The organism is Microbispora sp. H10885, assembly GCF_014161415.1.
Classification (GTDB): Bacteria; Actinomycetota; Actinomycetes; order Streptosporangiales; family Streptosporangiaceae; genus Microbispora; species Microbispora triticiradicis.
Genome location: NZ_JABBWY010000007.1, coordinates 383,187 through 394,959, shown reverse-complemented (window position 1 = coordinate 394,959; position 11,773 = coordinate 383,187). Strand labels below are relative to the sequence as shown.

Here is an 11,773-nt window from a genome sequence, read left to right as displayed (position 1 = left end):
CTCCCCCGGAGAACTTTCATGAGACGTGCGGCCGCTCGTGACTCCCGCATCCCGCTGACGCTGAAGAACCTCGATCTCGTACGGATCGAAGAGGTGTTCCGGCTCGGCGCCCTCCGGGACGGAGTGCGTTTCGCCACCACCGACATCCGGCTGCCGATCCTCGGCCAGGTGCTGCCGCGGATCGAGATCGTGATCAGCGGCCCCGACTTCCGCAAGAAGATCACCGTACGGGTGAACCAGGCCTCTCCCTTCTGCTTCGACGGCACGCGGCTCAGCGCGCTGATCAACGACGAGGATCGCGAGGTGGCCTGCGAGCAGTTCGTCGACGACGACCGGGCGCCCACCGGCATGTACAACTTCGGGCTGCTCCGCGAGAACGGCACCCGCAGTTTCGTCTTCGACTACCACACCTACTGCGCGTACTCCTGCGACTTCTGCTTCAAGGAGAGCGAGTGGGAGGTGCTCGCCATCCAGCAGACGAAGACCGGGAGCTACAAGGCCAACTTCGACGAGTGCCTCCGCTACGTCGAAGAACACGCGGAGGACTTCCACACCAAGTACGACATCGTCTGGCTGTGCACCGGCAGCATCACGAACGAGGCGCTCGAACTGGAGCGCCACTGCCGGATGGCGACGGCGCTGCGCGACGTCGGGTACACGGAGGGGATCTACGTCTCGCAGGTCATCCCGCCGAGCCTCATCGGGAACCGGGCCCGCCGGATTGAATACCTCACCACCCTGCGCGACTCGGGCGTCTCCCGCTTCAACAGCGGGATCGAGGTGGTCAGCGCGGACTACCGGCGACGGCTCATCCACGGCTACAAGGCCGACATCACCTTCGCGGACTACGTGGACATCTTCACCGACGCGGTGGAGGTGTTCGGCTCCGGCAACGTCGGCAGCTGCCTGCTCGCCGGGATCGAGCCACCCGAGGAGACCCTGCGCGGACTGGAGACCATCGCCGGGCTCGGGGTCGTCCCCTCTCCCACGGTCTTCACCGCGTTCGTGGTGAAGCAGCAGCAGATTCCCTTCGTCTACGACCTCGACGAGCTCATCCGCGTACACGTGAAGTTCAACGAGATCATCGAGCAGTACCGGCTCCCCGTCTTCTCGGGGGTATTCAGCCTTGCCTGAGCACCACCCGCACCGCCGGGGGCTGCTGACCCTGCCCCCGGACGTCGCCGAAGGCGGCGAAGACCAGTCGTCCGGCCTCGGGCCCGAGCTGGCCCGGGCCGCGACGCGGTTCGGCCGGACCCTGGGCGAGGCCGGCCTGCTGCACGTCACCGGGGCATGGGTACCGGCGGACCTGCCGCCCACGCCCGACCGCCCCTACACCGAGGTGGGACGCCTGATCGGGACCGAGTCGCCGCTGCTCGCCCTCGCGTCCCTGGTCGGCGAGGTGATCTCCTTCGCGGACTGGCACGCGGGCGCGCGCGTGCAGAACCTCTACCCGCTCCGCGGGGAGGCGTCCAGGCAGAACGCCAGCAACGCCGTCTACCTGGAGATGCACACCGAGACGGCGTTCCGCCCGAACACGCCGGACGCCCTCGTCCTGCTCTGCCTGCGGGCGGACGAGAGGGTCGGCACCCTGGCATGCGACCTGCTCGACGTGTGGGCGGAGCTCGATCCCGGCACCCGCCGTGCGCTGGCCGAGCCGGCCTTCGCCTTCCGCCTGCCCGACGGCACGCTCACCGAGCCCAAACCGGTGGCGTCCCGGTGGCGCGGCCGGCTCCGCTTCAACTACGCCGAGGCGCTGTGCGCGGTCGGGGAGGAGTACGAGCGCCCGCTGCGGACGCTGCGTGAGGGGATCGCGGACCGCACCGTCACGATCAACCTTCGGACCGGGGACCTGTTGCTCATCGACAACACCCACCTCGTTCACGGCCGCACCGCCTACCAACCGCGCTACGACGGCACGGACCGCTGGCTGCAGCGGTGCCTGATCCGTGCCGCCGCGTGAACGCACAACAGGAGAAAGATTGAGCAACCTCTGCGACATCGGTGTGGACCCCCGCTGCTGGTATCCGGCCTGCCGCAGCGACGAGCTGGGTCCGGGACAGGCCAGGGAGGTCCGCTTCCTCGGCCGTTCCTTCGTCGTCTTCCGTGACGCTAAAGGCGCGGTCCACTGTCTCGACAACGCCTGCGCGCACCGCCGCGTCGCGCTCCACGAGGGCGAGGTGCGCGACTGCCGCATCGTCTGCCCGTACCACGGATGGGAGTACGGCCCGGACGGAGCGCTCGCCCGGATCCCTTACTGGGAGGAGGAGGCGCCGCTTCCCCGCCTGCGGGTGCGGAGCTTTCCCGTCGCCGAGCGCAGCGGCCTGGTCTGGTTCGTCCCCGAGCCCGCCGACCCGCTGCCTCCGCAGCCGCCGGACACCTCGCGGTGGGACGGCGGCGAGTGGTTCTCGTTCCGGCAGGACCGGGTCTTCCCCAACCACTACGGCGTCGGCCTGATCAACGGGATGGACTACACCCACTTCCACCTGCATCGGAAGTACCAGCCCTGGTCGCGGCTGCGCCTGCACGACCTCGAGACCGACGAGCAGCGCGTCTTCGGGGCGTACGAGGTGACCAGCGGGCACAGCCGGGCGGAGCGTACGCTCCGGATGCTGCTCGGCTCCGACCGGAACGCCTCCACGGTGACCTACCCGCTGGAGGTGTACTACGACTATCCCCACCATCAGGCGCGTCTCGGCGACGGGATGGTGGTGTGGGCCTTCTTCCGGCCGGAGGGCCGGGACCGGGTCGCCGTCTACATCACGCTGTACATCAAGGCCAGGCGGGGCACCAGGCACCTGCGCCAGTTCGCCGAGCCGTTCTTCCGCCGTCTGGTGCTCGCCCGGATCCAGGAACAGGACGCCTGGATCGGGGTGCGCGAGCAGATCGCGTGGGAGACCCGGCCGGACGAACCGCGCTGCGAGCTCAACCCGGTGGCGGCCGCGGCGGAACGGCTGCTGCGGTCCAGGTGGCAGGCCTACGTCGAGGAGGCCGGCCCACCGGACGACCGATGGCCGGGCGTCCGCCTCACGCACGGGGCCGCTCGGTGAGCGCACGCGACGAGGAGACCTCGCCGGCCGGGACCGATGTGGCGATCCACGGTCAGGCTCTGTCCAAGAGCTACGGTTCCGGCCGCCGGGCCGTGCGGGCCGTAAGTGACATCAGCCTGAAGGTCCGCACCTCGGAGTTCCTGGCGATCATCGGCCCGTCGGGCTGCGGGAAGACGACGCTGCTCCGGATGATCGCCGGGCTGGAGACGCCCACCGACGGCACGATCACCTGTTGCGGCGGTCCACCGGCCCGGCTGGCGCGGGAACACCGCATCGGCATGGCCTTCCAGGACCCGGCCCTCCTCCCCTGGGCGTCGCTGCGGCGCAACGTCGAGTTCGTCTACCGCGCCGCGGGACGGCGGCCGGACCGGGAGCGCGTCGACGAGATCCTGGACCTCGTCGGCCTCCGCAGCCTCGCCCACCTGCGCCCCCACGAGGCGTCCGGCGGGATGCGCCAGCGCGTCGCGCTGGCGCGGGCGCTGGTCATGGAGCCGTCGCTGCTGCTCCTGGACGAGCCGTTCGGAGCGCTCGACGCCATCACCCGGCGCCGGTTGAACCGGGAGCTGGAACGCGTCTGGACCGTCGTCCGCCCGACCACCGTTCTGATCACCCACGCGGTCGAGGAGGCGGTGCTGCTGGCCGACCGCGTCGTGGTGATGTCGGGCCGCCCGTCCACCATCGTGAGGGAGATCACGGTGCCGATGGCACGGCCCAGGCCCGAGGTCCCGGACGAGTCGTTCCGGCACGCCGTGCAGGAGTGCATCGAGGCGCTCGATGCCTAGACCGTCTCTCCGTGGCCGCGCTCACCGCGCGGCCACGCCCCTCCTGGGCGGCGTGCTGCTCGTGTCCGCCGCCCTGCTCGTGTGGTACGGGTTCGGCGCCGCGGGTTCGGCGGAGATCTGGCCCGTTCTGGCCACGCGCCGGGAATTGCTGATCGAGTCGGCCGGTGTCACCCTGCTGGAGGCCGCGTACGGCCTGGTCGCCGGGGCCGCGCTCGCGATCGTGGCGGCCTGGGCGGCCGGCGCCGCGGACGGGGCGCGGGGGCCGCTCCAGCTCCTCATGCTGATCTGCTACGCGGTCCCGCTGGTCGCGCTCGGGCCGCTGCTGACCTCGTCGGTGGAGCGCGAGGCCATACCGGTGATCGCCGCCGCGATCAGTGTGGCCCTGCCGGTCTTCTCGGCGGCCGAGGCCGGGCTGGGGACCATCCCCCGGGGACTGCGCGACCTGCTCGCCGTGCACGGCGCGGGACGGTGGCGTCGCCTGCGCCTGGTGGAGGCCGCGGGGGCTCTCCCGCACGTCGTGGAGGGTGTCAAGTTCGCCGTGCCCGGAGCCCTCCTCGGAGCGCTCATCGGTGAGTGGTTCGGCTCCGAGCGCGGGCTCGGCGTACTCCTGGTCTCGGGGCTGCGTGAGGGACAGGACGACCTGGTGGCGACGGTCAGCGTGCTCGTCGTCGCGGCGTCCTCGATCGTCTACGCGGTGTTCGCCCGGCTGGCCCGGACGGTCCACCGCCGCCGCGGAACCACCGGGAGCGTCGCATGAGCCGCGCGCGCGTGCACCGGCTGCTCGGATACGGCGTCGTCCTCGTCGGCCTCCCCGTGGTCTGGGTCCTGGTGCGCCTGAGCGGCGCCGTGCCCGCGCTGCTGGTGCCCGACCCCGCGAAGGTGGCGGACAGCCTGGTCGCCAAGGTCGCGGACCCGAGCGCGCTGGCGCTCACCGTGGCGCGTGCCGTCGCCGGCATCGGGCTGGGACTGGTGTTCGGCACGGCGCTGGCGATCGCCGCGCACCTGCTCCCGATGGTGGAGCCGCTCACCCGCGTCGCCGGAATGATCATGCGGTGTGTGCCGGTGCTCGCCCTGAGCCCGCTGATCGCCACGTTCTTCGGCTACGGCGGGCCGGCCGCGGTCGCCACCGCGGCGATAATGAGCTTCTTTCCCTCGTTCGCCCTGGTCGGCGCCGCTCTGTTGCGGATCCCGCCCGCCCTCGTCGACGTCGTCCGGGTCACCGGCGGCGGCCGGGGCAGGCTCCTGTGGTACGTCTCGCTGCCCGTCGCCCTGCCGGAACTGGTGCAGGCGGCCAAGCTGACCTCCTGCGTCGGGGTGCTCGCCGCGCTCACCGCGGAGTTCCTCACCGCCAACGACGGGCTCGGAGCCCTGCTGGCCCGCTCCCAGGGGCTCCTGGACACGCCCACGGTGTGGGCGATCCTGCTGACCTCGCTGGCCAGTTCCCTGCTCGCCTACGAGGTCATGGACCTCGCCGAGCGGAGGACACGTTCTCTCCTCTCCCTGCACAAGAACTGAACGGCACCAAGAAAACTGAACGGCACCAAGAAAAGGACGGACTCACAGTGGACCAGTTCTCCCGGCGCGGGTTCCTGCGCACCACCGTGGCTCTCGGCGGACTGAGCGCCGCGGGACTGCTCACGGCGTGTTCTCCGTCATCGGGCGGGGGGTCCGCGGACGGCGGGAAGGTGGTGCGTACCCAGTTATCCTGGTTGAAGACCGTCACGTTCGCCGGCTTCTACATCGCCGAGGAACAGGGGTACTTCAAGGAGGAGGGACTGTCGGCGCCGCTTCTCGCCGGCGGGCCGAACATCCCCGACGCCGTCAGCGTCGTCACCGCGGGTGGCGCGGACGTCGCACTGGTCGACTTCGGCGCCCTCATCAAGGCCAGGGAGAGCGAAGCCGACCTCGTCGCGATCGGCGCCGTCTTCCAGGAGAGCCCGGGCGGCTTCGTCAGCCTCGCGTCCAACCCGGTGCGCACCGCCAAGGATCTCGTGGGCAAGCGCATCGGCCTGTCACCCGGCGCGGAGGTCATGGTGGAGGCGATCCTGAAGATCAACAAGCTGCCCGTCCGCTACGAACGGGTTCCGGTGGGCGCGGGCACCACGGCGCTCACCAAGGGGGACTGCGATGTCATGGCCTGCTACGTCACCGCCCAGCCACTCGCGCTGGAACAGCAGGGCGTCCGCGTGGTCAGCGTGACCCAGGGGCAGCTGGGCATGCCCGACTACGCGCTCGTCATGGCGGTGAAACGCGCCGACCTCGCGGCGGACCGGGCGCGTTTCGTCGGTTACCTGCGCGCGGTGATCCGGGGGTACCGGCACAACCTGAAGGACCCGGCGCTCGGGACCAAGCTGGCCGTGGAGAAGTACGGCAAGGACCTCGGACTCGATCCGGCGGCGGCCCGGCGGGAGAACGAGGTGCAGGCCGCGCTCATCCGCGGAGCCACCGGTGACCGAGGCCTGGGCTCGATCGACCCCGACCGGCTGGCGGGTCCCGTCTACGCCGGTCTGCGGGCACGCGGCGTGAGCACGCTGCCTCCCGTCTCCTCGGTGCTGGACACCAGCCTGGCGAAGGAGGCCCTCATTGGCTGAGCGGCCGGGTGAGCACGGCGCACCGGAGGTGTCCGTCGTCATCCCCACCTACAACCGGGCGCGGGAGCTGGACCGTACGCTGCGCTCCCTGGCTCACCAGGACCTGCCCCGCGACCGGTACGAGGTGATCGTCGCCGACGACGGGTCGAGCGACGACACCCGGCTCGTGGTCGAGGGTCACGCCGGGAACCTCCGGATCGGCTACGTCTACCAAGAGGACCTGGGATTCCGGGCGGGGCAGGCACGCAACCTCGGCGCGGCCCGGGCCGAGGGGCGGATCCTGGTGTTCCTCGACAGCGGCATGCTCGCCTCCCGCCACCTGCTGAGCGGGCACCTGGCCGCGCACGAGGGCGGCGGCCGGGCCGTGATCGGTTACATCTTCGGCTACGACCACGACCCGGCCAACCGGGTCTCCCACGACGATCTCGGCGAGCCGCCCGACGAGCTGATCGACCGGTTCACCCTGAGCGGGCGGCACCGGGACATGCGGGAGCCGTGCTACCGGAGCCTCGGGGACGACATCGACCGGTACGCCGCTCCGTGGATCTTCTACTGGACCGGCAACGTGTCCGTCGGCGCCGCCGACTTCCACCTGGCCGGTGGTTTCGACGACGACTTCGTCGGCTGGAGCGGTGAGGACGTCGAACTGGGCCGGCGCCTGTACGAGAAGGGGCTGAAGTTCACCCTGGCCCGCGGGGCGGCCTGCGTCGAGATCCCCCACACCCGCGACCTGGCGGCGCTGCGCCCCAGCTACGAGAAGCACGCGGCGCTGCTGCTGCGCAAGCACATGGATCCCGTCGTCGAGGTCTCCACGGTCTGCTGGGCGCACGAACTCCATCCGCGGCTCGCCGAGCTGCGGGCCGCGTCCCGGAACCGGATCCGGCTGGCCCGGCTCCGGCCGTCCGGCCGGCGGGTCGATCCCGGCCCCGCCACGGCCCTGTTCGGGGCCGACTGCCTGTACGCCGTGAACGGCGGTGACCTCTGCGTCGAGCCGGTTCCCGGACTCGCCCAGGAGGCGCGCCGCAACCACCCCGGCATCGAGGTGCTGCCGCTGCACGGTTTCCGCACAATGCTGGAGCCCGGCACCTTCGACCTCTGCCTGCTCGCCCCCTCCCTGCGCGCCTATCCCCGGTGGGCGGTGGACCTCCTGGAGAGCGAGGCGGCCAGGATCGGCAGGCGCGTCCGGTGGCTTCCCGCGGTGGAGACCGTCCCGAGCGAGGAGCGATGACGGATCGCCTCACCGGTCTCCCCGGGTTCCCGCGCATCAGCGTCGCCGTCATGTACCACCCGGCCAGAGGGGACCGGATCCCCCGGATCGCCGAGGCGTGTGCTCCGTTGCGGCTCGTGCCGGTCCCCGACCCCGACCCCGGCTCGTTCCCCAGCCCGCTGCGTACGGCGAAGCGCGCGTGGGCGGCCTGGAGCCCGGACGCGACCCACCATCTCGTCCTCCAGGACGACGTGCTCCTCGTGGACGGGTTCTCCGCCCATCTGCACGCCGCGGTCGCGGCCTGTCCGGACGACGCGCTCGCCCTCTACGCGCACTGGAACTCGCCCTACAACTCCTACGCGATCCGCCAGGCGGCGGCCGGCGGCGCGTCGTGGGCGCGGCTCGTCCCCGGCGAGTGGGTCCCCACGCAGGGGCTCGTCCTGCCGGTCGGCCTGGCCAAGGAGCTCGGCGACTACCTGGCGGGCGTCCCCGACCACGTCCGCGACGACGACACGGTGATCGACCTCTTCCTGCGTGAGCGCGACCGCCGCGTCCTGGTGACCGTACCCCACCTGCTCGACCACGACGAGGTCGCCAGCGTCGCCGGGAACATGGATCACGGCGTGCGGCGCGCCACGGTCCTCCTGCCCGGCGCGGACCTCCCCGCGGAACGCTGGCTGGAACCGCCGCGATTCGACAAGGGCGCGGTGATGCGCGGGAAGGGCGCCTCCACCTGGGACTTCTCCGTGACCTACGCCTTCGGCACCTGCTTCCTCGGCTTTCTGCGGCCGACGAGCGAGGAGTTCGTCCGGCATCCCTTCGGACGATGGAGCGACTGGTGCGGCGTGCTCGGTCTCGGCCGGGCGGACGTTCTGGGAGGTCTGGAGGCCTATCTCGCGTCCCCGGACGGCCGCGACCGGGCGCGTGCCCTCGCGGAGGCGGGGACGGCGCCGGGCACCGCGGCGGAGCTGTGGGCGGCGGCGTTCCTGCTGGGGGCCGATGTCGGAACCGGCCTCGCAACCGTCCTCGGAACGGACGGCGGAACGGGCGCGCGTGCGGATCTCGTCGGTCCGCTGCGGCGGGCGGCGGTGACCAGCTGGATCGACTCGGGGCTGCCCGCCGCCGACAGGGCGTTGCTGTGCGGCGGAGCGCGTGCGGCCCTGGTCGATCTCGGCGTCGCGGGCCTGACGCGCGGCCTGACCGCGGACCGGGGGCGGGCGGCCCCCTCCGACGAGCCACCGGCCGGGGAGATCCTCCGCCTGCTCGCCGTGCGGGAGGCCGAGGGATTCCTCCGCACGGCGCGTTTCCCTCCCCCGCTCACCGTCGAGGTCGTCACCTGCCCCCGCTGCGGGGCGGGGCCCGAGGAGGCCGCCGCGTATCTCAGGACGGTGGAGTTCTGCGAGCTGCGCGTGGTGCGGCCGGGCGCGGGGCCCCGCGACGGCACTCCGTGGCTGCGGATGACCGGATGCGAGCGGTTCCCGGTGCACGGGCTCACTCTCGTCGCCGATGTACGGGAACGGCTGCCGCGGCTCTCGGGGGAGTTCGTGACCCGGCCGGCCTTCCTGCTGGATCGGGGGCTCGACCCGGACGCGCCCGATCCGCTGCCCGCTCTGGCGGCGGTGGACGCGGCGGAACGCTGGGCCGACGACTTCTTCGCCGGCCGCCTCTCCCCCTCCGCGGCTCCGGACGTCATGGTCCTTCCCGTGTCCACCGGTGTCCATCGGTGGGCGGCCCGGCCGGCCGCGGACCTTCTGGAGCCCGCCGCCTGGGTCGAGGAGGTGAGCCGGTACGGGCGGGCCCTGGACGGGCACCCGCTCGCTCCGCACTCCCCGTCGTCCGAGGCCGCGGAGCGCTACCGCGCGATCCGCGACGACCTGGTCCGGCGGAGGTTGACCGAGATCACCGTGAACTACCCGCGGGGCCCCCGGGTGAACGGCCGGCTCGATCCCGCGAAGCTCGTACGCCCCTGGTGACCCGGCGAGGTGCGGCCCCTCTCGCAGGAGAGGGGCCGCACCTGTCCCTTCGCAGGTCGGGTGCCAAGGGGTGTTCCGGCGGTCAGACCACGGTGCAGGGGACGCCGTTGAGGGTGAAGGAGGTGGGCTCGGACGTGTTGCCGGTGTGGCTGGCCTGGAACCCGATGTCGACGGTGGCCCCGGGGGCGAGCGTGCCGTTGTAGTCGACGTTGCGGGCGCTCACCTGGCCGCTGGAGGGCGAGTAGGTGGCGTTCCAGCCCGAGGTGATGGTCTGTCCGGAGGGCAGGGTGAACGCCAGCGTCCAGCCGTTGATCGTCGAGGACCCGGTGTTGGTGATGCTGATGCTGGCGGTGAAGCCGTTGCTCCAGCTGTTCATCGTGTAGGCGACCCGGGCCGCACCGGTGCCGCCGGTCGGCGACTGACTGGGTGACTGGCTCGGCGACTCGCTCGGCGACTGGGAGGGCGTCACGGTCGGCGTCAACGTGGGCGTCGCGGAGGGCGAGGAGCCGCTGAGGCTGGTCACGTAGGTCGTCATGCTGCGAGCGGGAAGCGTGACGGTGAGGGAGCCGTTCGACATGGTCGTCGCCGCCTGGGGCGCGACGTTCCTGCTCCCGTCGGTCACCCACGACGAGACACCGGCCGAGCCTGCGCCCGCCACGCTGAACTGCTGGCTCACCGCGGAGGTGTTCTTGTTGATGGCGACGATGACGACGGTGTTGCCGCTCCGGTACGCCGAGACGTAGACGTTCGTCGCCGGGTTCGCCGTCGCGTCGATCCGCACGTATCCGGGGCGGACGAACCTGGCGAACTGCGCCATGATGGCGCCGCGCTTGCTGAGCTGGCCGTCCTCCCGCATGGGGCCGTAGCTGCGCCGGATGTACCACCAGACGTACGCCTGGAACTCGGCCTCCACCATGGCGCGGTGCATGTGCTCGCCCACGTCGAGCGCCTGGGGCCAGGTGTCCGCCGAGTCGGTGCTGTTGGGGTAGTACACCTCCGTCATCCAGAGCTCCTTGCCCGCGCCCTTCTGCTTGAAGAGGGGGTAGGGGAAGTTCGAGTAGGACGTGCCGTAGAGGTGCGCCCCGATGATGTCGGTGTTGGCGAGCGCCGTGGAGTCGTTGAGGATCGGGTCCGACACGCTCTTCACGTACTGGAAGGACTCGGGCGCCATGACCCTGGTGTTGATCGAGCCGGCGTTCTCCCGCAGGAACTTCACCATCTCGGTGGTGGTCCACCACGTCCAGTCGTGCGCGTAGTCGGGCTCGTTCTGCACGGATATGGCGTACAGGTTCACCCCGTTGTTCTTCATGTACGTGCTGAAGGAGTTCAGGTGCTGGGCGTACGCCGCGTACTGGTCGTACCTGAGACGCTTCGCGTTGGTCTGGCCGCTGCGGGTGAACGTCTCGATCATGCTGGCCGGGGGGTTCCACGGCGACGCGAAGACGGTCACCCCGAGCTCGACCGCGCGCTTCGCCGTCGCCAGGTCGCGGCCGAAGTCCGCCTGGCTCTCGCCGACGGGGATCCGTAGGATGGAGAACCCCAGCTTGCCCTCGCCGGTCTGGAACGCCGTGTCCCGCTGGGCGGATGTCAGGTCGCCGGCCCAGGCGGCATGGGTCATGCCGCCGAAGCCCTTGATCGTCTGCCGCTGCGCCGACGGGTTGACGGTCGCGGTGGCCGCCGCGGCCTCCGTGGCCCCCAGGACGGCCGACGTGGCCGTGATGACCGGCACGGCTCCTATCGTCGTCAGGACGGACCGCCGGCTCAGCGCCCTTCGCTCGCCGCTCACCGGTCCATTCTGGTCGTGCGTCATGTCTCCTCCTCGTGGTCTCCGGTGCCGATCCGCGCCTTGACGTCGCGGTTCTTCCTCGGCTCCGGATGTTGGCGTTAACATTCCCTCGCATGGACCGGCACGTGAGGCGCCGGAGATGCGGACCGCTCAAGGTGGTGCGCGGAGGGGGGTAACACTCCAGCGGAGTGTGGTTCCGCCCCCGGCGGGGGTCAAGCACGGGGTACGGCCCGTACGCCCGTGAACTGTGCGAACGTCTCGCCGGACCGTGAAACTTACAGCTCGGGGAATCGGACGGCCCTGCACCGGTTCAGCCGAGGTCCGGGCCGGGGACCGTGCGGCGCCGGCCCGGGCCGGCCGCGCGTTTCCCGCTTCTCGTCAACCCGG

Annotated in this window: 10 protein-coding genes; 9 read left to right on the top strand and 1 reads right to left on the bottom strand. The window is 71.3% G+C overall.

Annotated features, from left to right (window positions below; all coding sequences use genetic code 11):
* The first annotated feature begins 18 nt into the window (after positions 1–18).
* Genes HHX37_RS20785 through HHX37_RS20745 form a run of 9 tightly spaced genes read left to right on the top strand, consistent with a single transcriptional unit; the run spans position 19 to position 9,600 of the window.
* A complete protein-coding gene (locus HHX37_RS20785) occupies positions 19–1,134 on the top strand; it encodes a hypothetical protein (protein ID WP_182877985.1) in 1,116 nt (371 codons plus the stop codon).
* On the top strand, positions 1,127–1,960 hold the full coding sequence (locus HHX37_RS20780; protein ID WP_182886434.1) for a TauD/TfdA family dioxygenase: 834 nt from the start codon (positions 1,127–1,129) through the stop codon (positions 1,958–1,960). The genes HHX37_RS20785 and HHX37_RS20780 overlap by 8 nt, the downstream gene beginning before the upstream one ends.
* 19 nt (positions 1,961–1,979) lie before the next feature.
* The gene (locus HHX37_RS20775; protein WP_182886433.1) at positions 1,980–3,047 is read left to right on the top strand and encodes a Rieske (2Fe-2S) protein; all 1,068 of its coding nucleotides are present in this window, start codon (positions 1,980–1,982) and stop codon (positions 3,045–3,047) included.
* Positions 3,044–3,829: an ABC transporter ATP-binding protein gene (locus HHX37_RS20770; RefSeq protein ID WP_220498544.1), complete on the top strand. Its 786-nt coding sequence runs from the start codon at positions 3,044–3,046 to the stop codon at positions 3,827–3,829. The genes HHX37_RS20775 and HHX37_RS20770 overlap by 4 nt, the downstream gene beginning before the upstream one ends.
* A 52-nt stretch (positions 3,830–3,881) precedes the next feature.
* Positions 3,882–4,586 (top strand): ABC transporter permease, encoded by a 705-nt coding sequence (locus tag HHX37_RS20765; protein WP_182886432.1) that lies wholly within the window; start codon positions 3,882–3,884, stop codon positions 4,584–4,586.
* A complete protein-coding gene (locus tag HHX37_RS20760; RefSeq protein WP_182886431.1) occupies positions 4,583–5,344 on the top strand; it encodes an ABC transporter permease in 762 nt (253 codons plus the stop codon). Before HHX37_RS20765 ends, HHX37_RS20760 begins: the two co-directional genes overlap by 4 nt.
* Before the next feature lie 47 nt (positions 5,345–5,391).
* Positions 5,392–6,420, top strand: coding sequence for an ABC transporter substrate-binding protein (locus HHX37_RS20755; RefSeq protein ID WP_182886430.1), 1,029 nt, complete (start codon positions 5,392–5,394; stop codon positions 6,418–6,420).
* Positions 6,413–7,648 (top strand): glycosyltransferase, encoded by a 1,236-nt coding sequence (locus HHX37_RS20750; protein WP_182886429.1) that lies wholly within the window; start codon positions 6,413–6,415, stop codon positions 7,646–7,648. The genes HHX37_RS20755 and HHX37_RS20750 overlap by 8 nt, the downstream gene beginning before the upstream one ends.
* On the top strand, positions 7,645–9,600 hold the full coding sequence (locus HHX37_RS20745) for a hypothetical protein (RefSeq protein WP_182886428.1): 1,956 nt from the start codon (positions 7,645–7,647) through the stop codon (positions 9,598–9,600). Before HHX37_RS20750 ends, HHX37_RS20745 begins: the two co-directional genes overlap by 4 nt.
* 82 nt (positions 9,601–9,682) lie before the next feature.
* On the opposite strand, the gene HHX37_RS20740 is transcribed toward HHX37_RS20745, so the two are convergent.
* Entirely contained in the window at positions 9,683–11,410 is a 1,728-nt protein-coding gene (locus HHX37_RS20740; protein ID WP_182886427.1) for a cellulose binding domain-containing protein, read from the bottom strand.
* Positions 11,411–11,773 lie beyond the last annotated feature (363 nt).

Coding starts and splice junctions, on each gene's coding strand:
- HHX37_RS20785 (WP_182877985.1), top strand. CDS start 19: ATGAGACGTGCGGCCGCTCGTGACTCCCGCATCCCGCTGACGCTGAAG.
- HHX37_RS20745 (WP_182886428.1), top strand. CDS start 7,645: ATGACGGATCGCCTCACCGGTCTCCCCGGGTTCCCGCGCATCAGCGTC.
- HHX37_RS20740 (WP_182886427.1), bottom strand. CDS start 11,410: ATGACGCACGACCAGAATGGACCGGTGAGCGGCGAGCGAAGGGCGCTG.
- HHX37_RS20760 (WP_182886431.1), top strand. CDS start 4,583: ATGAGCCGCGCGCGCGTGCACCGGCTGCTCGGATACGGCGTCGTCCTC.